General features: G+C 71.6%; 25 protein-coding genes. 13 read left to right on the top strand and 12 right to left on the bottom strand.

Features of this window, described 5'->3' with window-relative positions:
* Positions 1 to 34 precede the first annotated feature (34 nt).
* Positions 35 to 904 carry an alpha/beta fold hydrolase gene (locus NE234_RS04085; RefSeq protein ID WP_252777476.1) on the bottom strand — a complete coding sequence of 290 codons (870 nt, stop codon included), beginning with the start codon at positions 902 to 904 and terminating at the stop codon, positions 35 to 37.
* Positions 905 to 995: 91 nt separating this feature from the next.
* Between NE234_RS04085 and NE234_RS04080 the strand changes: the two genes are divergently transcribed.
* Positions 996 to 1,724 carry a glycerophosphodiester phosphodiesterase gene (locus tag NE234_RS04080; protein WP_252777475.1) on the top strand — a complete coding sequence of 243 codons (729 nt, stop codon included), beginning with the start codon at positions 996 to 998 and terminating at the stop codon, positions 1,722 to 1,724.
* Positions 1,725 to 1,788: 64 nt separating this feature from the next.
* On the opposite strand, the gene NE234_RS04075 is transcribed toward NE234_RS04080, so the two are convergent.
* The gene (locus NE234_RS04075) at positions 1,789 to 3,762 is read right to left on the bottom strand and encodes a DEAD/DEAH box helicase (protein WP_252777474.1); all 1,974 of its coding nucleotides are present in this window, start codon (positions 3,760 to 3,762) and stop codon (positions 1,789 to 1,791) included.
* Positions 3,763 to 3,982: 220 nt separating this feature from the next.
* Here NE234_RS04075 and NE234_RS04070 point away from each other — a divergent pair, with 220 nt between their 5' ends.
* Positions 3,983 to 4,627: a ferritin-like fold-containing protein gene (locus NE234_RS04070; RefSeq protein ID WP_252777473.1), complete on the top strand. Its 645-nt coding sequence runs from the start codon at positions 3,983 to 3,985 to the stop codon at positions 4,625 to 4,627.
* A gap of 84 nt (positions 4,628 to 4,711) precedes the next feature.
* Positions 4,712 to 6,811: a serine/threonine-protein kinase gene (locus NE234_RS04065; protein ID WP_252777472.1), complete on the top strand. Its 2,100-nt coding sequence runs from the start codon at positions 4,712 to 4,714 to the stop codon at positions 6,809 to 6,811.
* A 203-nt stretch (positions 6,812 to 7,014) separates the two neighbouring features.
* Here the strand turns inward: NE234_RS04065 and NE234_RS04060 are convergent, their stop codons facing one another.
* The 7 genes from NE234_RS04060 to ligD (NE234_RS04030) all read right to left on the bottom strand — a co-directional run bounded on the left by NE234_RS04060 (position 7,015) and on the right by ligD (NE234_RS04030) (position 12,226).
* Entirely contained in the window at positions 7,015 to 7,278 is a 264-nt protein-coding gene (locus NE234_RS04060; RefSeq protein WP_252777471.1) for a GlsB/YeaQ/YmgE family stress response membrane protein, read from the bottom strand.
* 121 nt (positions 7,279 to 7,399) lie between these two features.
* Positions 7,400 to 7,627, bottom strand: coding sequence for a DUF3107 domain-containing protein (locus NE234_RS04055; protein ID WP_252777470.1), 228 nt, complete (start codon positions 7,625 to 7,627; stop codon positions 7,400 to 7,402).
* Positions 7,628 to 7,755: 128 nt separating this feature from the next.
* Positions 7,756 to 8,376, bottom strand: coding sequence for a TetR/AcrR family transcriptional regulator (locus NE234_RS04050; RefSeq protein ID WP_252777469.1), 621 nt, complete (start codon positions 8,374 to 8,376; stop codon positions 7,756 to 7,758).
* Between the two features lie 170 nt (positions 8,377 to 8,546).
* The gene (locus tag NE234_RS04045; protein ID WP_252777468.1) at positions 8,547 to 8,726 is read right to left on the bottom strand and encodes a hypothetical protein; all 180 of its coding nucleotides are present in this window, start codon (positions 8,724 to 8,726) and stop codon (positions 8,547 to 8,549) included.
* A 20-nt stretch (positions 8,727 to 8,746) separates the two neighbouring features.
* Positions 8,747 to 10,087, bottom strand: a complete 1,341-nt coding sequence (locus tag NE234_RS04040) for a dihydrolipoyl dehydrogenase family protein (RefSeq protein ID WP_252777467.1) — start codon at positions 10,085 to 10,087, stop codon at positions 8,747 to 8,749.
* Positions 10,088 to 10,238: 151 nt separating this feature from the next.
* Complete coding sequence (gene ligD / locus NE234_RS04035; protein ID WP_252777466.1) at positions 10,239 to 11,135, bottom strand: non-homologous end-joining DNA ligase; 897 nt, start codon at positions 11,133 to 11,135, stop codon at positions 10,239 to 10,241.
* A gap of 125 nt (positions 11,136 to 11,260) precedes the next feature.
* The gene (gene ligD, locus NE234_RS04030) at positions 11,261 to 12,226 is read right to left on the bottom strand and encodes a non-homologous end-joining DNA ligase (RefSeq protein ID WP_252777460.1); all 966 of its coding nucleotides are present in this window, start codon (positions 12,224 to 12,226) and stop codon (positions 11,261 to 11,263) included.
* Between the two features lie 238 nt (positions 12,227 to 12,464).
* On the opposite strand from ligD (NE234_RS04030), the gene ku reads away from it, so the two are divergent.
* The 7 genes from ku to NE234_RS03995 all read left to right on the top strand — a co-directional run bounded on the left by ku (position 12,465) and on the right by NE234_RS03995 (position 19,998).
* Positions 12,465 to 13,424, top strand: coding sequence for a non-homologous end joining protein Ku (gene ku / locus NE234_RS04025; protein WP_252777459.1), 960 nt, complete (start codon positions 12,465 to 12,467; stop codon positions 13,422 to 13,424).
* A gap of 232 nt (positions 13,425 to 13,656) precedes the next feature.
* The gene (locus NE234_RS04020) at positions 13,657 to 15,129 is read left to right on the top strand and encodes a DEAD/DEAH box helicase (protein ID WP_252777458.1); all 1,473 of its coding nucleotides are present in this window, start codon (positions 13,657 to 13,659) and stop codon (positions 15,127 to 15,129) included.
* 201 nt (positions 15,130 to 15,330) lie between these two features.
* Complete coding sequence (locus tag NE234_RS04015) at positions 15,331 to 16,248, top strand: alpha/beta fold hydrolase (protein ID WP_252777457.1); 918 nt, start codon at positions 15,331 to 15,333, stop codon at positions 16,246 to 16,248.
* A gap of 53 nt (positions 16,249 to 16,301) precedes the next feature.
* Positions 16,302 to 17,480 (top strand): adenylyltransferase/sulfurtransferase MoeZ, encoded by a 1,179-nt coding sequence (moeZ, locus tag NE234_RS04010; RefSeq protein WP_252777456.1) that lies wholly within the window; start codon positions 16,302 to 16,304, stop codon positions 17,478 to 17,480.
* A gap of 181 nt (positions 17,481 to 17,661) precedes the next feature.
* Entirely contained in the window at positions 17,662 to 18,483 is an 822-nt protein-coding gene (locus NE234_RS04005) for a hypothetical protein (RefSeq protein WP_252777452.1), read from the top strand.
* Entirely contained in the window at positions 18,471 to 19,694 is a 1,224-nt protein-coding gene (locus NE234_RS04000; protein ID WP_252777451.1) for a S8 family serine peptidase, read from the top strand. The genes NE234_RS04005 and NE234_RS04000 overlap by 13 nt, the downstream gene beginning before the upstream one ends.
* Positions 19,684 to 19,998, top strand: a complete 315-nt coding sequence (locus NE234_RS03995; RefSeq protein WP_252777449.1) for an MGMT family protein — start codon at positions 19,684 to 19,686, stop codon at positions 19,996 to 19,998. The genes NE234_RS04000 and NE234_RS03995 overlap by 11 nt, the downstream gene beginning before the upstream one ends.
* A gap of 773 nt (positions 19,999 to 20,771) precedes the next feature.
* Here NE234_RS03995 and NE234_RS03990 read toward each other — a convergent pair.
* Complete coding sequence (locus NE234_RS03990; RefSeq protein ID WP_252777447.1) at positions 20,772 to 21,062, bottom strand: hypothetical protein; 291 nt, start codon at positions 21,060 to 21,062, stop codon at positions 20,772 to 20,774.
* A gap of 9 nt (positions 21,063 to 21,071) precedes the next feature.
* Positions 21,072 to 22,076, bottom strand: coding sequence for an SPFH domain-containing protein (locus NE234_RS03985; RefSeq protein WP_252777444.1), 1,005 nt, complete (start codon positions 22,074 to 22,076; stop codon positions 21,072 to 21,074).
* 573 nt (positions 22,077 to 22,649) lie between these two features.
* Between NE234_RS03985 and NE234_RS03980 the strand changes: the two genes are divergently transcribed.
* Positions 22,650 to 23,387, top strand: coding sequence for an SAM-dependent methyltransferase (locus NE234_RS03980; RefSeq protein WP_252777443.1), 738 nt, complete (start codon positions 22,650 to 22,652; stop codon positions 23,385 to 23,387).
* Positions 23,388 to 23,394: 7 nt separating this feature from the next.
* Here the strand turns inward: NE234_RS03980 and NE234_RS03975 are convergent, their stop codons facing one another.
* Positions 23,395 to 24,342 (bottom strand): type IV toxin-antitoxin system AbiEi family antitoxin domain-containing protein, encoded by a 948-nt coding sequence (locus NE234_RS03975; protein ID WP_252777441.1) that lies wholly within the window; start codon positions 24,340 to 24,342, stop codon positions 23,395 to 23,397.
* 340 nt (positions 24,343 to 24,682) lie between these two features.
* Between NE234_RS03975 and NE234_RS03970 the strand changes: the two genes are divergently transcribed.
* Together NE234_RS03970 and NE234_RS03965 are read left to right on the top strand one after the other, a co-directional pair.
* Positions 24,683 to 25,249: a hypothetical protein gene (locus tag NE234_RS03970; protein ID WP_252777439.1), complete on the top strand. Its 567-nt coding sequence runs from the start codon at positions 24,683 to 24,685 to the stop codon at positions 25,247 to 25,249.
* A 231-nt stretch (positions 25,250 to 25,480) separates the two neighbouring features.
* Complete coding sequence (locus NE234_RS03965; protein ID WP_252777438.1) at positions 25,481 to 26,368, top strand: trypsin-like serine peptidase; 888 nt, start codon at positions 25,481 to 25,483, stop codon at positions 26,366 to 26,368.
* Positions 26,369 to 26,376: the final 8 nt, after the last annotated feature.

Raw genomic sequence — 26,376 nt, 5'->3', positions numbered from 1 at the left:
GTGTTTCCTGTCTCACGCCGGAGGCGGGTAGGGGTCAGGCGCGCTCGGCGTCGTTCCAGAAGGAGGTCAGCGCGCTCGCGGTCGTCTCCGGAGCCTCGACGGCGGGGGAGTGGGCCGCGCCGGGGATGACGACCTTGCGGGCGCCCAGACGCTCGGCCATGGCGGCCTGCTCGCGGGGCTCCCAGCCGTCGTCGTTCTCGCCGTACAGGACGAGCACCGGCAGACCGGCGTCCTCGGTCACCTTGGCCAGGTCGTCGACCCGGTCGGGGCTGGAGAGGACCTCGTGGGCCATGGCCATCAGGCCGGCGGGGGAGTTCATGAACATCCGCCGGCGCAGGAACGACACGATCTCCGGAGCGACCCCCTTGGTGATCACCTCGGGCTCGATCCGGGTCGACCACAGGTGCTCCAGGCCCACCTTGGGCAGTGCCGCGAGCAGGACGCGGCCCTCGACCTCGCGCGACCCGCCGATCGCCGCCGGCCCCGAGCTCATCAGCGTGTACGACGCCAGCAGTGCGGGATCGCTCATCACCGCCTCGCGCGTCACGAGCCCGCCGAAGGAGTGCCCGACGAGGTGCACCTGGTCGTCGAAGTACTCCAGGACGGCGGCGATGTCCGCGCCGAGCGCGGCGCAGCTGTAGGCCGCCGGATCGTCCGGGCCGGGAGTCTCGTGCTGACCGCGCATGTCGAGCGCGACGACGCGGCGTCCGCCGCCCGCGAGCGTCTGCAGGACCGCGATGAAGTCCTCTTTGCTGCCCGTGAAGCCGGGCACCAGCAGCGCCGGTCCGCGCTCGCAGACGCCGGAGCCCGGAAGCGCCTCGAGAACGGCGAACGTGCCGCGCGAGGTGTGGATCTCCGTGCGGCGAACGCCGGGAGGCAGGCTGAGGAACCGGGGCGTACTCACTGGCAGGAGCTTACTTGCACATGCCAATATCGACACCATCGTAGCGAGTTGGCCGGTGATCCGCCGGGGATCGCGAAGGTACTCTCGAGGCATGACGGCTGCCGTCTCCGCCCACAAGGGCGGATCCGAGGTCGCCCGGGCCGCCACCTGGGAGGCGTACGAAAGCGCGTTGACGACGGGCGCGGAGTACGTCGAGTTCGACATCCGTCGCACCCGCGACGGAGAGTTCGTCGTCTTCCACGATCCACGCGTCCGGAACCACCCCGTGGCGGGGCTGACGTATGACGAGCTGTGCGCCGGGGCCGGTTTCCGCGTTCCGTGCGTCCGCGACGTCATGTCGCTGATCGCGGGCCGCATGAAGGGACACCTGGACCTCAAGGAGATCGGCGACGAGGCTGAGATCATCACCCTCGCCCTCGACACCCTCGGTCCGGACGGTTTCGTCGCGACCACGCTGGAGGACTCCTCGATCGCCCGGATCAAGCGGGAGTTCCCCCAGGTCACCGCGGCCCTTTCGCTGGGCCGCAGCCTTCGCGAGGTCTCCTGGCTGATGAAGGCGCCGACCCGGATCCAGGAGCTGTATCCGCTGCGCCGCATGCGCGAGTGCGGCGCCGACTGGCTCGCCGTCCACCGCAGGCTGGCGCGGGCCACCGTGCTGCGCATGTGCGGCCGGCTGGGGATCCCCGCCATGGTCTGGACCGTCAACGACGAGCCGAGGATGCGACGGTTCCTCGGCGACGAGCGGGTGACCGTCCTGATCACCGACCGGCCGCGCTACGCCCTGCGCCTGCGCCAGGCGGGCCTGTCCACCGCCGGATGAGAGCCCGCCGCAGGGCATGAATAAGGGGCGTGACCGTGACCACGCCCCTTCTCCTCGCCGTCCGTCAGACGGACTCGCGCGCTCCGCCGGTCCGCGTGCGGCGCTTCTTCCGCGCCGTCGGACGCACCGGCTCGACGTACTCCGGCGTCTCGTCCGTCACGTCGATCGGCGGCGGCAGGAACTGCACCATCGGGATGCCCGCCGGGCTGATCACCACGGGAGCCGTGACCGGCTCGGGCCGCGGCTCCGACCGTGGCGCGGGCGCCTCGGGCACCGAGTCGTCCGCGTCGAACGCCGCCGGAACCTCGTCGACCCTGCCGGCCTCCACCGTCTCCACGGCGTCGGCGCTCGTGTCGGCCGCCGTCGTCTCCTGCGGCTCGGTGGCGCGCCGGCGCGTACGGCGTGCGGGCCTGGTGGTCTCCTGCGTGGCCGCGGGGACCTCCTGCGGCTGCGCGGGGACCTCCTGCGGCTCCGCGGGGACCTCGGGCGCCTCGGCCGTCACGTCGGCGGGGACCGGCTCCGGCTCGGCCGGATGCGTCACCGGCTCCACCGGACGGCGGGTGTGCCGCCGGGCCGTCTCCTCCGCCGCGGCCGCGTCACCGTCGTGGCCCAACGGCTGGCCGCCGCGCGTGCGCTGCCGCGAGCGGCTGCGCTGCCGTGCCGGTGGGCGGCGCGGCTCCTCCTGGCGGCCGTGCGACCGGGTGCGCCCGGTCTCACCGATGTCCTCGACCTCTTCGGCCTCCAGGCCGGCCCGGTCCCGCTGGGCCTTCGGCAGGATGCCGGAGACGTCGGACGGGATGTCCAGCATCTCGTAGAGGTGCTCGGAGGTGGAGTAGGTCTCGGCCGGCTCGGCGAAGTCCAGGCCGAGCGCGCTGTTGATCAGCTTCCAGCGCTGCAGGTCCGACCAGTCGACGAGCGTGACCGCGATGCCCTCCTTGCCCGCGCGGCCGGTACGGCCGATGCGGTGCACGTAGGTCTCGGCGGCGTCCGGGCACTCGTAGTTGACGACGTGCGTGACGTCGTCGACGTCGAGACCGCGCGCCGCCACGTCCGTGGCGACGAGCACATCGATCTTGCCGGACCGGAAGGCGCGCAGGGCGCGCTCGCGCTGCCCCTGCCCGAGGTCCCCGTGCACGGCGGCGGCGGCGAAGCCGCGCCGGGTGAGGTCCTCGGCGACGCGGTCACAGGCGCGCTTGGTCTGGCAGAACACCATCGTCAGGCCGCGGCCGCGCGCCTGCAGGACCCGGGAGAGCAGCTCCGGCTTGTCCATCTGGTGCGCCTGGAAGACGTGCTGCGTGACCTGCGGGGTGGTCTCGGACTCCTCGTGCGACTCGGCGCGTACGTTCGTCGGCCGGGTGAGGTACTTGCGCGACAGCGCGACGATCTCGCCGGGCATGGTGGCCGAGAACAGCATCGTCTGGCGCCGCTCGGGCACCTTGGCGACGAGACGCTCGATGTCGGGCAGGAAGCCGAGGTCGAGCATGCGGTCGGCCTCGTCCAGGACGAGCACCGAGACCTGGGACAGGTCGAGGTACTTCTGCTTGACCAGGTCGAGCAGCCGGCCGGGCGTGCCGACGACCACCTCGACGCCGTTCTTCAGGGCGTCGATCTGCGGCTCGTACGCGCGGCCGCCGTACACCGACAGGACCCGGCTGCCGAGCTTGCCGCCGGCCGTGGTCAGGTCGTCGGTGACCTGGACGGCCAGCTCGCGCGTCGGAACGATGACCAGGGCCTGCGGCTTCTTCCCGCCGTGCTCGATGCGCTGCAGCAGCGGGATGCCGAAGGCCAGGGTCTTGCCGGTGCCCGTGCGCGCCTGGCCGATGATGTCGTGCCCGCCGAGTCCGATGGGGATCGCGAGCAGTTGGATCGGGAACGGTTCGATGATGCCCTCGGTTTGGAGGGCGTCTGCTATTTCGGGGACAACCCCGAGCTCATGGAACGTCGTCAGGGCCTTCAGCCTCCAGTGTGCGGGTCCGCTCAACGCCGCGTGCGCACCGTGACCGGTGGCGCGGCGAGCCGTCTCGCGGTTGCGCCTCATGCGCCGTCTCCGGCAGGGCTTCACGGCACCCGCCGGTCGTCGCATTCGGTCGCGCTTTCGCGCGGGAGGGACCAGCCGACAAATTCTTCCTAGGGTGTGACCGGGTTGGGGTCGCGCTCTGCAGCGACCGGTCACAGTTCGCCACGCAGTGTAGCGGTCGGGAGCGGAATTCGAAAGCCCCCGCTGTTCTCGTCAACGCCTCAGCGTACGATTTCATTTCATGTCTTCGGCCGTATCCCCCTCTCCCGCCCGGCCGCGTGCCCTCTACGGGCTGCTGGCGTGCGTGCGGCTGACCGCGTTCGAGGAGCGTGCGGCGGACGCGCGCCGGGCGGCCTCCTACGAGGACAAGGTCGTGCTCGCCGGCCTGGCGACCGGGGCGTTCAGTCAGTTCGAGCGGCTGCGTGACCGGCTGATCGAGGCCGGTGCGGACCCGTACGAGGCGATGCGGCCGTACCAGGACGCGATCAGCGCGTTCCACGAGCGCGCGCGGCCCGCCGACGCCATGGAGGCGCTGACCAAGGTGTACGTCGCCGACTCCATCCTGGCCGACCTCTACCGCGAGGCCGTGGAGAAGGCCGACCCCGACACGCGTGCGGTGGTCCACGAGTCGTTGGCCGATTCCGGCCACGCGGAGATCCTCACCGAACGGCTGCGCGCGGCCGCGGAGAACGACACCCGCCTGGCGTCCCGGCTGGGACTGTGGGCCCGGCGTCTGGTGGGCGAGGCGCTCAGCCAGGCCCACGGGATCGCCGAGGAGAACCCCGAGGTGGGGGCGCTGTTCGGCGACGAGGGCGTGGCGGCGATGTTCGGCCGGATCGTCGACCGGCACCAGGCGCGGATGCGGGCCGTCGTCCTGCGCGACTGACGTTGATCGCAGATGGCGCGTGGCGTTCCTTCCGGTGACCGTACGTATCCAGTACCTTCCCCCTCCTGACGGAGGAGGACGAACTTGGGCGATTGGGCGCTTCCCGGCTACTCGGAAGTGCGTGAGCTTGGCAAGGGCGGATTCGGACGGGTCGTGCTCGCCCGGCACGATGCCTCCGGCGCGCATGTGGCGATCAAGTACCTGACCGCCGACCTCCTCGCCGACCAGCGGTTCGTCAGCGGCTTCCGGGCCGAGGCGCGGATACTGCGGCAGCTCGACAGCCCGCACATCGCGCGCCTGTACGACTTCGTCGAGTCCGGCCAGGGCGCGGCGATCGTGATGGAGGCGGTCGACGGCATCGCGCTGCGCGAACTGCTGGAGCGGGACGCCCCGCTCGAACCGCAGGCCGCCCTGGCGGTGCTCAAGGGCTCCCTCCTCGGCCTGGGAACGGCGCATGAGCGCGGCGTCGTGCACCGCGACTACAAGCCCCCGAACGTCCTGGTGCAGGCCGACGGTCAGAGCAAACTGATCGACTTCGGCATCGCGCTGCGATCCGGGCAGAGCGGGGAGATCCTGGGCACGCCGCCCTACATGGCGCCGGAGCAGTGGCAGGGCGCGCCCGCGGCCGCCGCCACCGACGTTTACGCGGCGACCTGCGTCTTCTTCGAGTGTGTTACCGGTCACACTCCCTTCCAGGGTGACACCGCCCAGGCCTACCGCAGCCAGCACACCAACGCGCGGGTTCCCCTCCACGAACTCCCGGAGGCGGTACGCGGGCTGGTCGCCCGGGGCATGGCCAAGCACCCCGCCGAACGGCCGGCCGGGGCGGCGGCGTTCGTGACCGAGCTGGATCGGGTGGCCGCGGACGCGTACGGACCGGACTGGGAGTCCGACGGATGGCGGCGGCTGGCCGAGGCGGCCGCCGGGCTGGCGGCCCTGTTCCCCCTCGCGGCGATCCTCGCGAGCGGCTCGGGTGCGCCGGTGGGCGGCTTCGCCGCGGCCGGCGCCGCTGGCAGCGGCGCGGCGGCCGGTGGCAGCGCCGTAGGCAGCGGTGCGGCCGGAAGCGCTGTGGCCGGAAGCGGTGCCGCCGGGAGCGGTGCCGCCGGGAGCGGTGCCGCCGGGAGCGGTGCGGCCGGTGGTGCCGGTTCCGGTGTCGGAGGCACGGGCACCACGGCCGGTGGCGGAGCCACCGGAGCCGGTGGCGGGGCGCACGCGGTCGGCGGTGGGGCGCACGCGGTCGGCGGTGGGGCGCACGCGGCGGGTGGCGGGGCGCACGCGGCCGGGGGCGCGGGGCAGGCCGGGAGTGTCGCTCAGGGGGCGGGGAAGGGCCTCCTGGCGAGCGTCGGGGCCAAGGCGGCGGTCGCGATCGCCGGTGCCGTCGTCGTCGGATCGGCCGGAACCGCCGTCGTCGTCGCGTCACGGGGAGGGGACGAGCACCCGGCGGTCAGGCCGACGCGCCCGGCGGCCGCCGCCCAGCCCCTCACCGTGAACGTCGCGTCCTCCAGCAGGACGCTCCGCCGCGGACGCATCATGATCACACGGTACGTCCAGGTGAGCGGCCTGAAGGACCCCGCCGTGCAGGCGAAGGTCAACAAGGCGCTGCGCGCGCCGGTCGACCAGACTCTCGCCCAGTTCAAGACCGCGTTCGTCACGTCGTCGGGCGACGGGTTCAGCGCGCCGACCGGAACGCTGGAGTCGGCCGCGACGGTGGGACTGGGCGGCCCGAAACTGCTCTCGGTGACGTACACGTTCGCGGACAGCAGCGATGCGAACCGGGAGATCCCCGCCAGTTCCCTGGTCACCGTCGTGCTGGACCTGGCAACGGGCCGGGCGCTGGGGGTCACGGATCTGCTCCTCCCCACCGCGCGGACGGTGACGGGGGCGCGCGGTCTCGCGCGGATCCTCGATCCGCAGGGCAACGGCGGCGTCTGCGCGCCCGGCCGTCCCCTGACCGGGCACGACCTGGGCCGCAACCTCGGGATCGCCCCGACCGTGACCGGCATCACGTTCACGATCCGCAACTGGATCGACCTCGGGTGCCCGCACTCCGACGTCGCACGGGCGTTCGACGTGCCGTACGCACGGCTGGGCGCGTACGTCCGCCCGGAGCTCGCGGCGACGGCCAGGGCGTCACGGGCGGGGACGGCGACGAAGACCGTCACCCCCACGCCGTCGCACTCCTGAACGCACGGCGAGGGTTCTCCGTCTCCTCGGGGCCTTCCCGGTCTTCTACGGGCTTTCCGGGCCCTTTGGGGGCCTCCCCGAGCTCCCCGGGCCTACCCCGAGCCTTCTGGGGACCGCGGACGCGCGGAGGCCCCCGCCCGGTGGGCGGGGGCCTCGCTGGGGGTCAGGTCAGGTTCGGCGTGGACGGGCCCGTGGCGGACCGATCAGTACACGCCGCGACGCGAGCCCCACCGGCCGCGACCGCTGATCAGCGCGACACCGGCGGCGGCCACAAGGACCGAGATGATGAAGGCGATGATGCTGCCCGCACCGAGTGCGTTGGCGATGACGCCGCCGATCACCGCGCCGACGATTCCGATCAGAATCGTCAGAGCGATGCCCATCGGGTTCGGGCCGGGCACGACCAGACGCGCGAGAGCCCCGATGATGGCGCCGATAATGATGAACCAGATTATTGTCATCAGCATTTCTCAGACCACCTCCTGCCGGATCGAGTCCGGCGCTTCGGATTCGCGCGGTCTGTATGCCCCTCTCCGGAGGACTCATTCCAATCTCGGGAAAAAGTCGGAACGAATCTTCGCCAGAGGATCAGTAGGAGCCGAAACCGACGCTCCTCTGCTCCGACTCGGCGATCTCCACGTAGGCGAGCTTGTCCGCCGGCACGACGACCCGGGCGCCGTCCCTGCCGCGGAGCAGGAAGACGCCGCCTTCCTCGGCCACCGCGTCGTGCACCGCCCGCTCCACCTCGTCGGCGGACAGCGAGGTCTCCACGACCAGTTCCTTGGGCACCGACTGCACACCGATCCGTACCTGCACGTTCTTCCCTCCGTCGCGGGGCGATGCCGAACCGCCCCCTGGTGTACCTCAGGCCGGTTGGATCCGACTCACCGGCACTATCGCACGGACCGGTGCCCGGCAGGGCGGGGCGGGAGGGGATGCGGAGGTCAGGTGGTGCGCGGGAAGCCGCTGATGCCGCGCCACTGCAGCCGCGCGATGAGGTGCTCGGCCTGGTCCTTGGTGATCTTGCCGCGCTGCGACAGCCAGTAGCGCGCGCTGACCTCGGCCATGCCGACCAGCCCCATGCCGAGGAGGTGCGCCTCGTCGCTGGAGACGCCGGTGTCCTCCTGGATGACCTGCGCGATCATCTCGGCGCACTGCTGGTTGGCGCGATCCACCCGTGCGCGTACGGCGGCGACGTTGCGCAGGTCGGACTCGAACACCAGGCGGTACGCCTCGCCCTCCCCGGCCACGAAGTCGTAGAACGCCTCGATGGTGCGCTGCACGCGCAGCTTGTTGTCCGGAGTGGAGGCCAGCGCGTCGCGCAGGCGCTGGACGAGTCCTTCGGCGTGCTCGTCCAGCAGCGCGAGGTACAGCTCGAGCTTGCCCGGGAAGTGCTGGTACAGCACGGGCTTGCTGACGCCCGCGCGTTCGGCGATCTCGTCCATCGCGGCGGCGTGGTAGCCCTGCGCGACGAACACCTCCTGGGCGGCGCCCAGCAGCTGGCGGCGGCGGGCCAGCCGCGGGAGCCTCGTGCCCCGGGGGCGGGCGTCCGGGGTTGCGGTCACGTGAGTTCTCCGATCACCTGTCCGGGCGACGCCGTGGCGCCGCGCGCGCTGAGGGCTACCATCCTACGACCGGGTAACCCCGGGCCGGGGGAACCCGACGACGCCGGCGCCGTCCGGGCGGCGCGTCTGCGCGCCGTCCGTACGGCGCCTGCGCGCGGTCGTCCCGGTCGTCACCGGTAGTCGTCCTCGTCGAGGTCGATCTCGTACCTCTGCTCCGCGGCGTCGGCCTCGTTGACCTCGACCGGGAACGCGGTCGGCCACGGGCTCTCCGTGTCCCGCACCGCCACGAGCTGCTCGGCGGCGTCGGCCTCGGGAGCCTCGAGGCTCAGTTCGATCTCGTCATCGGGCATGGTGTCTCCCCCAGAGACTCTCAGAGCTGCTCGGCCAGTTCGCGCAGGGCCGGTTCGAAGGCCTCGCCGTACGTCGGAAAAGCGTGGACCACGTCGGTCAGGATGCGCAGCGGCGTCTCGGCCCGGATGGCCAACGTGATCTCGCTCATCCATTCCTCAGCGTAGAGCCCCACCGCGGCGGCGCCCACGAGAACGCCACGGGCCCGGTCGGCGTACAGCTCCACCCGGCCGCGGTCGTCGTCCTCCACGGCGGCGCGCGCGGTCCCGGACAGGTCGTACCCCGCCGCGATCAGTTCCAGCCCGCTCGCGGCCAGCGGGGACACGCCCACCGCGTACACCGATGGCGTCGTGTAGACGGCGCGCGGGATCGCGCGATAGTCCGCCTCCCGGCGCTTGCCCAGGACGTTGGAGACCACCACGGCGGCCTGGTAGTTCGCGGTGTGGGTGTACGGCGCGACCCCCGTCACGTCCCCGGCCGCCCACACGTTGGTGCCGTCGGTGGCCTCGGACGTCATCTCGGCGTGACAGGTGGCGTCGACGGGGATGCCGCGCTCCGGGTCGAGGCGGACGCCGATCGCCTCCAGTCCCAGGTCCGCGACGCGCGGGCGCCGGCCCGTCGCGATGAGGATCCGGTCCGCGTCGATGTGGTTGCCGTCGGACAGCCGCACGCGCAGGCCCGTCTCGGTGCGCTCGGCGTTCGTGGCCCCCACGCCGAGTCGCAGGTCGGCGCCCATCCTGCGCAGCGCGTCGGCGAGCGTCTCGCCCACGAAGGGCGCCTCGGACGCCAGCAGGCGCTCGGCCGGCTCGACCAGCGTGACCTGCGAGCCGAACGCCGCGTAGATCTGGGTCAGCTCGCAGCCGACCGCGCCGCCCCCGAGCACGACCAGCCGGCGCGGCAGGTCGGGCCGCGTCAGGGCCTCGTCGCTCGTCCAGGTGGGCACCTCGTCGATGCCCTCGACCGGGGGCCGTACCGGCTCGCTGCCGGTCGCCACCACGAGGTCGGTGTAGCCGTACTCGGCGCCCTCGACCTCGACCACGCCGGGGCGTACGACCCGGCCGCGGCCGCGCACGACGGTCACGCCGGCCTCGGCCATCTGGGCGGCGGTGGCCGCGTCGTCGAGGCGGCGTGTCACCTCGTCCCGCCGCGCGATCGCGTGCTCCCACGTCTCGCCGAGCCGGGCCGAGTGCAGCAGCGTCTTGGACGGCATGCACGCGAAATACGGGCACTCCCCGCCGACCAGGCGGTCCTCCACCAGCGCGACCGAACGGCCCGCCCGGGCCAGTTCGGCGGCGATGTTCTTGCCGGAGCCTCCGCCCAGCACAACGACGTCATAGCGCCTGTCCTGCGCGTCGTCCGTCACCTGATCATCCTTCCCCATTTCACGCGCCGTGCGCGTGTCACCTCCACCGGCGGCCCCGGCGGCGTTTCGGCGCCGTGACCACCGCCCACGATTGTGGACCCTCCGAGCAATGGTGACGCACCGGACAGCTTCGTGTACGCCCGCCGGGCCTTCACGGCAGCTTTTGACGCAGCGTCAGCAGCGGCTCCAAGAGGTCGCCGTGCCGCTCGACGCGCTCACGCACCTCGTCCGGTCCGAACCTCAGCTCCGCGCCGGAGTCCACCTCGTCCCACGTCACCGGCGTGGAGACGGAGGGCTCTTCGGCGGCTCGCAAAGAGTACGGCGCGACCGTGGTCTTGTGCCGGTTGTTCTGGCTCCAGTCGACGAAGACCTTGCCGGAGCGGAGCCTCTTCTCCATCCGGCTGACCACCAGGTCCGGGTGTTCGCGCTCCAGCCTGCGCGCCGCCTCCTTGGCGTACGCCGAGGTCCGCTGGTCGGAGGTCTCCTTGATCGGGACGTACAGGTGCAGGCCCTTCTTGCCGCTCGTCTTCGGGAACGACCGCAGTCCGTCGGCCTCCAGCAGGTCGCGCAGCAGGCAGGCGACCTCGCGGGCCTCCTCGATCGTGGCGGGCGGCCCGGGGTCGAGGTCGAAGACCAGCAGGTCCGGCTCGCGCTGCCCGCCACGCGGGCCGACCCGCCACTGCGGCACGTGGAGTTCGAGCGCCGCCAGGTTCGCGCACCAGACCAGGGCCGGCAGGCCGTCGATGATCACGAAGTTCACCGCATCGCGGCTCCCGCCGGGCGTCGGCAGGCAGGCGGTGCGCACCCACTCCGGGGTGTGGGAGGGCGCGTTCTTCTCGAAGAACGTCTGTCCGTCCACGCCGTCGGGGTAGCGCAGGCGCGTCGCCGGACGGTCCTCCAGATGGGGGAGGAGGACCGGGGCGATCCGCGCGTAGTAGTCGATGACCTCGCCCTTCGTGAAGCCGTGCCGGGGGTACATGACCTTGTCGAGGTTGGACAGCGTCAGCCGGACGCCGTCGACCCGGACGCTCGTCTTGGTGTCGCTCACCGGCTCTCCTCGGGGGGCTCGGCCCACTCACCCGGCCATCTCCCCGGCATCGCCGCTTTCAACCACGCCCCGCGTCCCGGCGTTCGATCAAGGCTCGGCGCAGGGCCGGGGCGCCCGCGTACGGCTCAGGGGTCGGCGCGCACCTCGCCGGGGTCGAGGTCGGGGCGGAGGCCACGCCAGGAGGCGTGCAGCAGCATCCCGTCCAGGGTCCAGCGGGAGAACTCCACCTCGCCGACGAGCCAGGGCTCCACCCAGTGCGCCCTCCGGGCGTACTCGCGGGGGATCTCCGCGGCGTACGGGCTGGTGGCTCGCTCCAGGGGAGTAATGATCTTGTGCAGGTCGTCCAGCGCCGCGTCCGTGAATCCGGTGCCGACGTGCCCGACGAAGCGCAGGACGCCGTCCTCGTAGACGCCGAGCAGCAGGGAGCCGACGCCGCCCTCCCGGCGGCCCTGCCCCTCCTTCCAGCCGCCGATGACGACGTCCTGCGTACGGAAGTTCTTGATCTTCCGCCAGTAGTCGACCCGGCGGCCGGGCCGGTACGGCGAGTCGAGCCGCTTGGCGATCAGCCCTTCCAGGCCCTGTTCCCTCGTGTAGGCGAGCAACTCACCGACCTGGTCCACGGCCGTGCCCGGCAGGTACGGCGGCGCCTCGATGGGACCGGCCGCCAGCTCCAGCTCGTCGAGCAGGGCCCGCCGGTCGCGGTAGGGCATGTCGTACAGCAGGTAGCCGTCCAGGTAGAGCAGGTCGAACGCGATGTAGTGCACCGGAACCCGGCGGGCCAGCAGGGGGTCCGGGTGCTCGACGTGCATCCGGTGCTGCAGGCGCTGGAAGCTCGGCAGGCCGCGTTCGTCGAAGGCCACCACCTCGCCGTCGACGACCGCCGCCTGTCCGGGCAGGAGGTCGGCGAGGGCCTGCAGTTCCGGGTAGCGGCGGGTCGCGTCCAGGCCGCGGCGGCCGACCGCACGGACCTGTCCGCCGGAGACGTACACCATCGCGCGGACGCCGTCCCACTTGAGCTCCAGGCCCCAGCGGTCGGCGTCGTCCGGTAGCTCGCCCGGGGTCGCGAGCATCGGCTGGACATCGGAGGGCATGGGGTCACCCATACGATCATTTCTGCCCATGCCGCCCCGGCCTGACGCCACGCGGCCACGGGTTTCACCGGACGGACACGGTCTCGTGGACCAGCCCGGGTCCGTCCGTGACGCGGCGCGAACGGCCCGCTCACCCGGGGGACACTTCGCCCCGCCCCCGACCTGCGCATACATTCGGGTTATCGCAGTTCGTACGGCCTGGCAGGTAGATCGGCAGGTCGGAGGGTAGGGACACCCCATGCGCAGCATCTGGAAGGGCGCGATCTCGTTCGGGCTCGTCACGATTCCGGTGAAGCTCTACTCCGCCACCGAGCAGCGTGACGTGGCGTTCCACCAGGTCCACCGCGAGGACGGCGGCCGGATCAAGTACAAGCGCGTCTGCACGGTCGACGGCGAGGAGGTGCCGTACTCCGACATCGCCAAGGGCTACGAGCTGCCGACCGGGGAGATGGTCGTCCTCACCGACGAGGACTTCGCCGAGCTGCCGCTGTCGACCAGCCGGCGCATCGACGTCCTGCAGTTCACGCCGGAGGAGCAGGTCGACCCGATCTACTTCGCCAAGACCTACTACCTCGAGCCCGACGCCCAGGGCGTCAAGCCGTACGTCCTGCTGCGCGACGCCCTCGAGGACTCCGACAAGGTCGCGGTGGTCAAGGTCGCGCTCCGGCAGCGCGAGTCGCTCGGGACCCTGCGCGTACGGGACGGCGTGTTCGTCCTCGAGACGATGCTGTGGCCGGACGAGGTGCGCGAGGCGGACTTCCCGTTCATGGAGGAGGACGTCGACGTCCGCCCCCAGGAGCTGCAGATGGCGTCCTCGCTCATCGACACCATGACGGGCGACTTCGACCCGGGCGAGTACAAGGACCGGTACCGCGAGGCCCTGGAGGCGGTCATCCAGGCCAAGGTCGAGGGCCGGGAGGTCGTCGCGCCGGAGGCCGCCGAGGAGGCTCCTGCGGCCGCCGACCTGCTCAGCGCGTTGCGGGCGAGCGTCGAGGCGGCGAAGAAGGGCCGTACGGAGAAGGGCGACGGGGAGGCCCGCACGGCCGCCGGATCCGCGAAGGACGGGTCCCGCGCCCGCAAGGACGGCGCGGCCAAGGGCGGCCGGGGCACGGGCGCCAAGACGGGTGCGAAGGCCGGGGCCAAGAAGACCGCCGACACCAAGACCAAGGCGAAGAGCGGCACCCGCAAGACCGCCTGAGACCGACGAGGACCCGTCCGAGACCCTTCGACGGGCCGGTGAAAACCTGTCCGCCCGGTCGGGAATGAAGATCCCCTCGGGCGCGTTGGTGACCGCTGTAAGCTCTGAGATTCCTGTACAGGCGCGCTCGCGCCTACGGCCGGCTAAGAGTCCGCGGGTTCCCCACCCTCGCGGCACCTCTCGAGGCGGGCCATTTCCGAGAGGTTCTTTCTTGACTGACGGTCCTTCGACCTTGTCCACTTTCGCCGAGCTCGGCCTGCCGACCCCCCTCGTGTCGGCGCTCGAACGCCGCGGCATCACCGCGCCGTTCCCCATCCAGGTCGCCTGCATTCCCGACGCGATCGCCGGGCGTGACGTGCTCGGCCGCGGCCAGACCGGATCGGGCAAGACGCTCGCGTTCGGCCTGCCGCTGCTGGCGGGGATCGCCGGCGTGCAGGCCGCCCCGACGCGGCCCCGCGCGCTCATCCTCGTCCCCACCCGCGAACTGGCCATGCAGGTCCAGGACGCCCTCGGCCCTCTGGGCCGCAGCCTCGGGCTGCACACCAAGATCGTCGTCGGCGGCATGTCGATGACCAAGCAGATCCAGGCGCTCCGCCGCGGCGTCGACGTGCTGGTCGCCACCCCCGGGCGGCTGACCGACCTCATCGAGCGCGGCGAGTGCTCGCTCGCCGACGTGCGCATCACGGTCCTCGACGAGGCCGACCACATGTGCGACCTGGGCTTCCTCCCGGCGGTCTCCAAGCTGCTCGACCAGATCCCCTCCGACGGCCAGCGGCTGCTGTTCTCCGCCACCCTGGACGGGGACGTCGACAAGCTCGTCCGCCGCTACCTGCACGACCCGGTGACCCACTCGATCGCCCCGGCCGCCGCGCCGGTGGAGACCATGGACCACCACCTGTTCATCGTCGACCGCGCCGACAAGCAGAACGTCATCGCCGAGGTCGCCGGCCGCGAAGGCCGCACGATCATGTTCGTCCGCACCAAGCACGGCGTGGACGCGCTGGCCAAGAAGCTCGCCCACGTCGGCGTCCGCGCCGGCGCGCTGCACGGCGGCAAGACCCAGTCCGCCCGCACCCGTACGCTCGCGGAGTTCCGCGAGGGCAAGGTCGGGGTGCTGATCGCCACCGACGTGGCCGCCCGCGGCATCCACGTCGACGACGTCAGCCTGGTCGTGCACGTCGACCCGGCCGCCGACCACAAGGACTACCTGCACCGCGCGGGCCGTACCGCACGAGCGGGCGAGCGCGGCACCGTCGCCACGCTCGTCGCACACAACGAGGTGCGCAACACCGAGCGGATGATGCGCCGCGCGGGCGTGCGCGCACTGCGGTCGAAGGTCGCCGCCGGCGACGAGACCCTCGTCCGCATCACCGGGGCGCAGCCGCCGAGCGGCATCCCGGTCCCGCCCGACCCCGAGCCGCGCCCGCAGCGCCGCGGACCGCGTACGGGCGCCCGTCGCGACCGGCGTCCCGGCGGCCGGTTCGAGGGCCGCGGCCAGGACGGCCGTCTCGACGGTGAGTACCGCGACGGGCGCTCGGGTGAGCACCGGGAGGGGCGTCCCGAGCACCGTGACGGTCACCGGCAGCGGCGGGAGCCGGGCGGTGCCCGTCCCGGCGGCCGCGGCGGCGCCGCACGGCACGCCGGTGGCCGCGCCGGCGCGGGCCGGTACGAGGACCGCCGCCCGCGCCCCGAAGCGGCGCGCTGACCCCACGCTGGGCCCCGTACCACGACGGTACGGGGCCCAGCGTCCCTCAAGATCAGGTCAAGGCGGGCGCGCGGGATCATGCCCGGTCGCCCGGCCGCGCATCCGCGCGGTTATGGTGGAACCGCGTTCGGTACCAGCAGAGAGGAGGCAGCGGCGGCTCCTCTCCGACCAGACGGCCGGAGGCCCCACGCCGCGAGCAGGATGAGCACACCGATTCCGCAATGGCCGGGCGAACTGGTCCGGCTGGGCGACCGTGAGGTCTTCGTGCGCACGGCGTCGTCGCCGCGCGAGGACGCCGACCCGGCGCTGTTCGTGCACGGGCTCGCGGGTTCCTCGGCCAACTGGACCGACCTCATGGGCCTGCTGTCCGACGAGATCGCCGGCGAGGCCGTCGACCTGCCCGGATTCGGTCACTCTCCGCCGCCCCCGGACCACGACTACTCCGTCGACGCCCACACGATCATCGTCGCGCGGCTCATCGAGAAGCGCGGCAGGGGGCCGGTCCACCTGTTCGGCAACTCCCTCGGCGGAGCCATCGCCACCCGGCTCGCGGGCACCCGTCCCGACCTCGTGCGCTCCCTCACGCTGATCGCCCCGGCCCTCCCCGACCTGCGGCCCCGGTACGGCCCGGCGCGGATCCTGGCCGCCAGCGTGCCCGGCGTGGGCCCCTGGGCGGTCCGGCGGCTCGCCGCGCTGCCCGCCGAACAGCGGGTGCAGGGCACGCTGGAGATGTGCTTCGCGGACCCGACCGGCCTGCACCCCGACCGGGTCATGGAGCTCGTCGAGGACGTACGCCGCAGGGACGGGCTGACCCACAACGCCGAGGCGCTGATCGCGTCGTCGCGCGGCATCGTCACCGCCTACATGCGGCGCTCGCTCTGGCGCTACGCCGCGCGCGTCATCGCGCCGACCCTGGTGATCTACGGCCGGCACGACCGGCTCGTCGACCCGCGGATGGCCGCCCGCGCGGGCCGGGTGTTCAAGCGCTCCCGCGTGGTCGTGCTGCCCGACGTCGGCCACGTCGCGCAGATGGAGCGGCCCGAGGCCGTGGCACGGGAGTTCCGGGCGATGCTGGAGGACGCGGGAGCGGGAATGCGGAGGCGCGTGACAGAGTTGTGAAGTCCAGGACGACGGCGTCCGCATCACAATTCCAGCACGCGCAGGAGACAACCGTGTCGTTGCCACCACTGGTAGAGCCCGCCAGCGAGCTCTCCGTCGACGAGGTCCGGCGCTATTCGCGTCACCTGATCATTCCGGACGTCGGGATGGCCGGACAGAAGCGGCTGAAGAACGCCAAGGTGCTGTGTGTGGGCGCGGGCGGGCTCGGCTCACCGGCCCTGCTGTACCTCGCCGCCGCCGGCGTGGGCACCCTCGGCATCATCGACTTCGACGTCGTCGACGAGTCCAACCTGCAGCGCCAGATCATCCACGGCCAGTCCGACGTGGGCCGGCCGAAGGCCGAGTCGGCCGCCGCCTCGGTCCGCGAGATCAACCCGCTGATCGACGTCATCGTCCACAACGAGGCGCTGTCCAACGACAACGTCATGGACATCTTCAGCGGCTACGACCTGATCGTCGACGGCACCGACAACTTCGCCACGCGCTACATGGTCAACGACGCCGCCGTGCTGCTGGGCAAGCCGTACGTCTGGGGCTCGATCTACCGCTTCGACGGTCAGGCGTCGGTGTTCTGGGCCGAGCACGGTCCCTGCTACCGCTGCCTCTACCCCGAGCCGCCGCCGCCCGGCATGGTGCCGTCCTGCGCCGAGGGAGGCGTGCTCGGCGTGCTCTGCGCGTCGATCGGCTCCATCCAGGTCAACGAGGCCATCAAGCTGATCGCGGGCATCGGCGAGCCGCTCGTCGGACGCCTGATGATCTACGACGCCCTCGAGATGACCTACCGGAGCGTCAAGGTCCGTAAGGACCCCGAGTGCCCGCTGTGCGGCAAGAACCCCACGATCACCGAGCTCCTCGACGACTACGAGGCGTTCTGCGGCGCGATCTCCGAGGAGGCCGCGGACGCGACCAAGGACTCCACGATCAGCGCGACCGAGCTCAAGGACCTCCTGGACACCGGGGACATCTTCCTGGTCGACGTCCGGGAGCCCAACGAGTACGAGATCGTGAACATCCCCGGTGCCACGCTGATCCCGAAGGGCGAGTTCCTGTCCGGCGCGGCCCTGGAGCGGCTGCCGCAGGACAAGCGCGTCGTGCTGCACTGCAAGTCCGGCGCCCGCAGCGCCGAGTGCCTCGCGATCGTCAAGAACGCCGGGTTCTCCGACGCCGTGCACCTCGGCGGCGGAGTGCTGGCCTGGATCAACCAGATCGAGCCGGACAAGCCGTCCTACTGACGGGCACCCCGACCTACTGATCCACTGATCGCCGATCGGCCGCGCGGCTCTCCGCCGCGCGGCCGACGTGCGATGAGGGCTCCGGGACGGCGAGCCCCCCGGATGCCTCCTCCGTCACGCTGGTTCACCCCTGTCCCGGTTCTCACCGACGGCGAGGGATCGACCAGTAACCTTGTCAGATATGGCGCGAACCTCCGATCCGAGCTGGCCGACGACCGGGCCCGGCGGATGGGGGGCGTGGCACGCGGCGGAGGAGCCGCCGCCGGCACCCGTGCCCTGGTACGCGCGTCGTCGGCTGTGGCTGGTGGTGGCGGCGGTGACGACGGTCGGCTATCTCGTGGTCGGAGGCCTGTCGACCGCCCGGGTCTACTGGGAGTTCCACCGCAAGCCGACCGCGTGGGAGCTCTACCGCGCGGCGGCCGAGGAGGTACGGAACCGCTGGCGCACCTGGCCCGCCGAGAAGATCTTCCCCGACTCCGTCCCGTACACCTCCGAACAGAACGGGATCGAGCACGCCGGCCGGGTCGGCATCGCCCCCGAGCGGGGCTGCGGCACCGGCATCGACGCCGCGCCCGCGGCCGTTCTCGCGCGGTACGGCTGCCGGGCGCTGCTCCGGGCCACCTACGTCGATCAGATGCAGGGCATCGTCCTGACCGTGGGCATCGCCGCCTTCCCCGACGAGCGGTCCGCGGGCCTGGCCGGAGAGGCCCTGGCGCCCGCGGATCCCGGCGCGGCGGGCCCGTTCCTGCACCCGCTGGCGTTCCCGCAGACCATCGCCGCCCGGTTCGCCGAGAGCGCGCGGCAGTTCGCCACCGCCGACCGCGCCGGCCCGTACGTCGTGCTGACCGTGGCCGGGCAGACCGACGGCCGTCCCGCCTCCGCCGTTCACAAGCCGCACGGCGGCTGGTTCCAGCTCGCTCCCGAGGTCGGCCGGAACATCGCCGGCGCACTCGCGCTGCCCGTCGAGCCCGACTGTGCCGAGAAGCAGGAGTGGAAGTGCTGAGGCGCGCGCTGGCCGCAGGGCTGGCGCTGACGGCCGCCCTGCTGCCGGCGTTGCCGTCCACCGCGCACGCCGACGCCGTACGCGACCGGGAGCAGTGGGTGCTCGACGCCCTCGGCGCTCCGCAGGCGTGGCGCACGACCAAGGGCAAGGGCGTCACCGTCGCCGTCCTCGACACCGGGATCGACGGATCGCACCGCGACCTGTCCGGCGCGGTGACCACGGGGCCCGACTTCATCCGCTCCGTCGCGCACGACCCCGGCCGGCTCCACGGCACCTGGATGGGCTCCCTGATCGCCGGGCACGGGCACGGGAAGGGCGGAGGCGACGGAGTGATCGGCGTGGCGCCCGAGGCCCACCTGCTGTCGGTGCGGATGATCTCCGACCCGGGGGAGAAGGGCTACAAGTCGTTCCGCGACTCGCTGGTGTACCGCTCGGCGCTGGCGAAGGCCGTCCGTTACGCGGCGGACCACGGCGCCGATGTGATCAACATGTCCCTCGGCGGCCCGCGCCCCGGCACCGACGAACGCGACGCGATGGCCTACGCCATCTCCAAGGGCGTGGTCCTGGTCGCCTCGGCGGGCAACGACGGCGATTCCAAGAGCCCCAGCAAGATCGACAAGGACGGCCTGACCCGGCTGTCCTATCCGGCCGCGTTCCCCGGAGTCATCGCGGTCGCCGCGATGACGCGCCAGGGCGTCGCGGCGAAGTTCTCCGACCGCAACGCGAGCGTCCAGGTCGCCGCGCCGGGCGCGGACGTCATCGGCGCCGGGCCCGGCAACCTCTACTGGATCGGTGAGGGCACGAGCCAGGCCGGCGCGCTCGTCTCGGGTGTCGCCGCCCTGATCCGCGCGCGCTACCACGACATGCCTCCCGCGCTGGTCGCTCAGGCGATCACCGCGAGCACCAGGGCCCGCCCGGCCGCCGGGTACGACGAGAAGGTGGGCTTCGGCGAGGTCAACGCCCCGGCCGCGCTGGCCGCCGCCGACCGGTTGCAGGGGTACCGGCTCACCGCGGCCGGCAAGACCGGCCGGTTCGGCGACGGGCCGATGCGGCCGGTCCAGGTCGAGCAGCATCCGCCGGGCCTCGTCATCCTGGGCGGCTGGGTCGGCGTCGCCGCGCTGTTCGGGTTCGCCGGCGCCCTGACCACGACCGTGCTGTACGTCCGGCGCGTACGCGTCCGTCACGACTCGGGAGACGACCATGCGGGGTGATCCGACGGAGTTCGCCGAACGCGTCCTCGACGTCGTCGAGCGGATCCCACCGGGCCGCGTGATGGCGTACGGGGACGTGGCCGAGTTCCTGGGCGAGGGCGGCCCGCGCCAGGTCGGCCGAGTGATGGCGCTGTGGGGCGGCGGCGTGCCCTGGTGGCGCGTCATCCGGGCGGACGGCTCGCCCCCGCAGTGCCACGAACAGCGGGCCATGCGGCACTACCGGGCCGAGGGCACCCCGCTGCGCGGCGAGCGCGTCGACATGCGCCTCGCCCGCTGGCCCGGCGACGCGGCCGAGACCGACTGATCCCGCTGGGCCGGCGACGCGGCTGAGTCTGGCTGATTTCGCTGGCCCGGCGACGCGGCCGAGCCCGGCTGACCCCGCTGGGCCGGCGACGCGGCCGAGCCCGGCTGATCCCGCTGGGCCGGCGACGCGGCCGAGCCCGGCTGATCCCGCTGGGCCGGTGGCGCGGCTGAGTCTGGCTGATTGCGCTGGGCCGGCGACGCGGCCGAGCCCGGCTGATCCCGCTGGGCCGGTGGCGCGGCCGAGACCGGCTGACCCCGCAGGTCGGCCAGGAGACCAGTTCACCGCCGACCCGCCCCCGAAACCGGAGGTACCGGTCGCCCACCCGTCTCCGAACACCGAGCAACCCGCAACAGAGCCGAACACCCCCAGCAACGCCGAGCTGCCCCAGTTGCCGAGTGACCCAGGGAAGGAACCCACGGTGATTCCGGAGAGCGCACAACTCGGTTCCGGCCCGACTCTGCCGCCGTTGCCGTCTGGCTCGGGCATATCGGGCGCCGCACTGGTAACGGCGGCGGCGAAGAGTCCACCGCGGCGGCGAAAAGCCCACGGCGACGGCTGACAGCGGAAACCCGGTGCGGGCTTGACGCTGCCACCGTTGTTGCCCTCTCGAAGCGGGCATACCGGGTGTCGCAGTGTTCATGCCGACGGCGAACATCCCACCGCGGCGGCGCAGAGTCCACGATGGAGGCAAGGTGTGCGGCGGCGCCGGCTCTCGGCAGGGAGCACGGCGGCAGGGAGCACGGTGGTGGCACGGTCTCCGGCGTCGCGGAGGATCAGTCCGCCTCGCTGCGGAAGGCCGCCGCCCGGGACCGGGCGGCGGCCATCGCCTCGTGATAACGCGTCTCCCAGTCCGGGACGTCCGCCGGAATCTCGGCGACGATCTGACGGCCCACCTCCCGGCCGCCGACGACCTGCCGTACGAGCACGATCGTCACGCCGTCCCGTAGTTCCGTCGCGGACTCCCAACGCGGTGGCTCCCTCCGGCCGGGCCGGCTGGAGGCGGCGATGAGGAGGGCGAGAAGAACCACGAGAACCAGTGCGAGCGGGAGCACGAGGACGCGCATCGGGTCCTCCTACCGGGACGGGAGTGAAACGTGGTCGTTGCCCGGCGCGTACACCGTGATGCCCTTGGGCAGCGCCTTCAGCTTCTCGATGTCGGCGCACGTCGGGCACTTGTTGTAGCCCTCCTGCCGGGCACGGTTGGCCTCCGCCTCCGCGCGGGCCTGTGCGACCTGTGCCTGCGACTCCGTGACCTTCGCGAACGCCGCCTGCGCGCTGTCCACTGCCTGCTGTACCTGCGCTGGCAGTGTGATGCGGGCCAGGTTGAAGTGCAGGTTCGTCAGGAAGGGGAGCCCGAGGGTCTGCTGCAGGTCCTGTTCGAGGCTCGTGTTGATGGCGCTCTGCACCTTGGAGATGTTGGCGTTGTTGCTCTGGACCTTCAATGCCGTCTGCTGCTGCTTGCCCCCGGAATTGTTCTGCACCAGGGCACAGGAGGAGACCAGCTCCGCGCAGCGGAAGCTGTTGATCTGGGTGCGCAGATCGTTCTCGATGACGGGCCGGACGATCTGGTCCAGGAACCCGGACCACCCCTCGTCGCCGTCGTACGCGTACCGCGGCTTGCCGTCCGCGCCGGTGAACTTTCGAGTGCCGAACTTATCGTCGAACTTCCGCAACGTCGCGTGGTCGAGGTTCAGGTTGAAGTAGAGCGTGCCCTCGATGCCCATGTTGACGCCGTCGCTGCTGGGCACCGTCACGACGTCGACGCCCGTACGATCCCCGCGTCCGGAGTCGGCGGTGATCGTGTAGAACCGCTGCTGCGCGGGGTACTTGTGGGCGTGCGACCACCACCCGATCCAGGTCATCCCGGACCCGGGGTCGATGATCTGGCGGATCTTGTTGTTGTCGAGCATCCCGCCGTTGCGGATGACCGCCACATCACCTCCGGAGGTGCGCTCGAACGACCCGAAGAAGCCGTTCAGCGTCGGCACCGCGACGACGAGGAGCACCACCGCTGCGGCGATCGCCTTGCCACGGCTGATGCGTCCGGAGAGACGAGGGATCTTTTTCGAATCGGCCACCGACGCTCCTGAGAAAGGTGCAAAACGGGATTGATCGCCTCTGAGACGCACCTCGGCAGAACCCGGTTCCGGTCCGAGTCGCCGCCGCTGTTGCCCGGATAAGGCGGGCATCACAGACCTCCCACCGCTATCGACGACGGCAGCGCGTCAGCGGGGACGGCAGAGTGCGCGCCGGCGACGGCAGTGCGTCAGCGGCGACGGCAGTGCGTCCGTGACGGCGGCAGTGCGTCCGTGACGGCGGCAGTGCGTCCGTGACGGCGGCGGAGTGTTCGCGGCGGCGGCAGTGCGTCCGTGACGGCGGCGGAGTGTTCGCGGCGATGGGGGAGTGTTCGCGGGATGGCGGAGGGTGTGGTGGCGGCAGTGCGTCCGTGACGGCGGCGGAGTGTTCGCGGCGACGGCGGAGTGTTCGCGGGATGGCGGAGGGCGTGGTGGCGGCGGAACGCCTGTCGTGATTGGGGAGCGTTCGCGGTGGCGGCGGCCAAGGGGACGCCGCGTCCCGCGCGGGTGAAAACCCGATGACATCACTATGCCTGAGCGTCCACTGTGGAGGGTGACGATGACAGGGAGGGTGGTATGACCGATCAGGCCTTCGACGCGGACGGGTTGTTCGACGACGACTATCTGCGCTTCTTCGCCGAGCCGCTGGAGGAGCGGGCGGACGTCGAGACCGACCTGATCTGGCGGCTGCTCGACCTGGAACCGGGCATGGAGGTGCTCGACCTCGCCTGCGGGCACGGCCGGATCGCGGCCCGGCTGGCCGAGCGCGGCTGCCGGGTGACCGGCCTGGACGTCACGTCCGCCTTCCTCGAACGCGCCCGGCAGGACGCCGCCGCCCGCCGGGTGCCGGTCACCTATGTCGAAGGGGACATGCGGTCGCTGCCGTGGGGGCGGAGGTTCGACCGGGTGATCAGCTGGTTCACCGCGTTCGGCTACTTCGATGACGAGGACAACCGCCGGGTCCTCACCGAGGTGTCACGTGTCCTCTCACCGGGTGGCAGGTTCGCCGTCGAACTGAACAACCGGGACTGGATCATCCGTAATTTCCAGCCCGCCTCCGTCGTCGAGCGGGACGGTGACTTGATGATCGACCAGCGTGCCGTGGACCCGGTGACCGGCCGCGTTGTCACCGAGCGCACGGTCGTCCGTCAGGGCCGGGTCCGCCGAATCCCGTTCTTCGTGCGCATGTTCACCTTCACCGAACTGCGCGACTGGCTGCTCGCCGCCGGCTTTCGTACCGTGACCGGTCACGGTGACGACGGCGGCCCGCTGACTCCTGACAGCCGCCGAATGATCGTCGTGGCGCGGACCTGACGGCATTTCAGGCCGCGCGGTCGACGCGTGCGGTGCCGCGAACGAAGGCGCGGCGGATCCGGGCCGCGGACTCCTCCGGGTGTTCGGTGACCTGCCGCCAGGTGAGGCGTACGACGGTGAAGCCCATCTCCTCGAGCCGCTCCTGTTTGAGCTTCTCCGCCCGGAGTTTGCCTGGATCGGTGTACTTCGCCAGTCCGTCGGCCTCGGCGATGGTGCGCTGGTCGGACCAGAGGAAGTCGACCTCGGTGAAGATCTCGTCGTCTTCGCCGATCAGGACGCCGACCTCGGGTGGCGGCAGTCCCTGCTCGGCGAACATGACCCGCGTGACGGACTCAAGTGGGCTGCGCGCCCGGGGATCGGCGAAGTCGATGACGGCCCTGGCCCGTTCGATGCCCGGCCACCGTCCGCAGTCCTCGATGACGCGAAGGAGGGCCTCGCGGCCGGTCCGGCGGAGGAACAGCGCCGAGTCGGCCACCACGACACCGTCCCGGAACGGGAGCGTACGCGCCAGATCCACCACCGTACGCGCAGGGGTGGTCAGGGGCACCCCGTGCTCCCATCGCACGTGTCCGCGCGGCAGGGTCGAGCGTTCGACGTGTACCCCTCGGGATGCCCCCCGGCCCGGCGCTCCGGCCGGACGGGTCACGGTGACGACCTCGCGCGCGGGCTCCGGCGCCTCGATGCCGTAGATCCTTGCGGCGGACCGGTGGCTTCCGACGGCATCGGACCGGCGGAACGACAGGATCACGGCCGCGACGTCGATGGCGTGCCGGCCTCCGACGTCGGAGGCGTTCCAGAGTGCCCTGGTCACGTACACGCCACGCCGCCGGGCGAGCCAGACGCCCGCCGCCAGCCGATTCCGGACGGCCCGCGCTCCGTACCCGGCGGCGAGCGCCTGCCGCCGGGTGAACACCCCGCCCTGCGCCGCGGCCAGCGCCATGAGTTCCCTTCGCATACCCGCAGCATCGCCACGGGAAGGAGAGCCGTGGGGCACCCGGCGCAAGTCTGTGGATGACCAACGAACGTTGTCGTCGTCAGTGACTCGCATACGCGGCGAATCGGGCAAGGCATGGTCACTGCCGGTGGCAAGGCGTCACAGCGGACGGCAAGGTGTCACTGCCGGCGGCAAGGTGTCACCCTGCGCCGACGGCATCGGAGCGGGTCGGCGGTGAAGGCGCCGGCGGAGATCTCCGCCGCCAGGGCGGCTGCCGGCGGCAAGGTGTCCCTGGCGGCGGCAAGGTGTCGCATGCCGGCGGCGACGTGTCCACGGCGAACGGGTGCCTAGAATCCGGCTTATGCGGCGGACGAGCAGCACGGTGGTGGTGGTCGCGGGGGAGGGCGCGGACAAGGTCGTGTCCGGGCTCGCCGCCCTGCACAACGTACGCGCCCTGGTCGCGGGCGACCGTACGCCCGCCGAGGTGACCCGGGCGATCGCGGGCGCCGGCACGACGTACGTCGTGCACGACGCCGACCCGCTCGCCGACGTCCGCGACGCGTGGGTGGACTTCTTCGACCAGGCCGCTCCGCACGGGGGCCTGGAGGTGGCCATCGAGTCGGCGCTGGCCGGGCTGGCCGGCGAGCGGCTGCTGCTGCCGGACTACTACGTCGTCCTGGATCCCGAGGGGATGCCGCCGACCAGGCGTCACTGGTGGCTGGGGGTGCTGGCGGGTGCGGCGCCGAGCCGGGTCGTTCCGGCGGACGCGTCCGTCGCCGCGGTCAGCGACGCCCTCGCGCACCTGGCGGCCGGCCGCTGGTGGCCCGCGGATCTCCCCGAGTGGCTGCGCGGACTGCCCAAGGTCGTGCCCGACCAGGTGGGCCTGCGGTATTCGTCGAGGGTTGAAAGCCCGGGGAGAACGACCTGACGAAACGGGTCAGCGCAACAGTGCGCGGTCGGGCTTATCCCTCCTGTGGTCATTTCGCATCCTCGTTGACACGTGTTGTCTGCTGACCGATATGGGTCAAAAGTGGCGGTGGATCCGCAATCGGCCCTACGGTGATCTTCACGCGATCAGACGGGGGATCACATGTTTTCTCACTGGACGGCGAAAGCCGGCGGTGCGCTATTGCTCGGGGCCGGTATGACCATCGGATCCGTGACGGCGGCGGACGCAACCGCGCCGCGTCCGCCGGCCGCGGCGGCCGGGATCGAGGTCTACCGCGCGACCGACGCGCAGGCGCAGGCGGCGGAGGATTACTGGACGCCCGAAAGGATGCGCGCAGCCACTCCCATCGACGATACGTTCGCCGATCCCCGAAGCACGGCGACGACCAAACCCATGTCCGCTGCACTACCGAAGTCCAGGCTGCACCGCATGGGCAAGATCTTCTACCATTTCGGAGGGCACAGCTTCAGTTGTTCCGGAACGATCGTCACCAGTCACGGCCGGGATTCCATCCTCACTGCCGGGCACTGTCTGCGGCAGATAGGCGGGACGGAGGTCGGTAACCTCCTCACGGTGTTCGTTCCGGGATATGGGAGCGGGCCGGACATGACTCCCTACGGCAAGTGGGGCGTACGTTCGTGGCATGTCCCAGGTCGGTGGATCGACCTGCTGGGGCGCTCGAACCCGAGTTACGACTACGGTGTCATCCAGGTGAAGCAGCACAAGAACGGCCGTATTCAGGACGTTCTCGGGGCGGACAACTACAAGCTGAGCGCCGGCTGGCAGAACGAGGTCTACCTCATCGGGTATCCGAGCAAGTACAACTACCCGGTTCTATGTCACGCGGTCACGTCGAAGAAGGACATCAAGGGCCACAAGTCGGCTTACAAGTTCTTCTGCAACGACTACTCCGACGGAGTGAGTGGATCCGGCCTGCTCCTCGCGCACGGTGATAACTGGATCACCGGTGCAGGCACGATAATCGGCGTGCTCGGCGGCCATCACCAAGGCGGAGACCCGAAGAAGGACGGCGACGCGTCATTCGCCACTCGCCTCGACAAAGATTTCCAGAAATTCTGGCTGGCCAACTCGAAGTGACGTCATCC

It is taken from the genome of Actinoallomurus rhizosphaericola (assembly GCF_024055675.1).
In the GTDB taxonomy this organism is placed as follows: Bacteria; Actinomycetota; Actinomycetes; order Streptosporangiales; family Streptosporangiaceae; genus Actinoallomurus; species Actinoallomurus soli.
The sequence above is the reverse complement of the archived record's forward strand: the minus strand, read 5'-3'. Positions and strand labels throughout refer to the sequence as shown.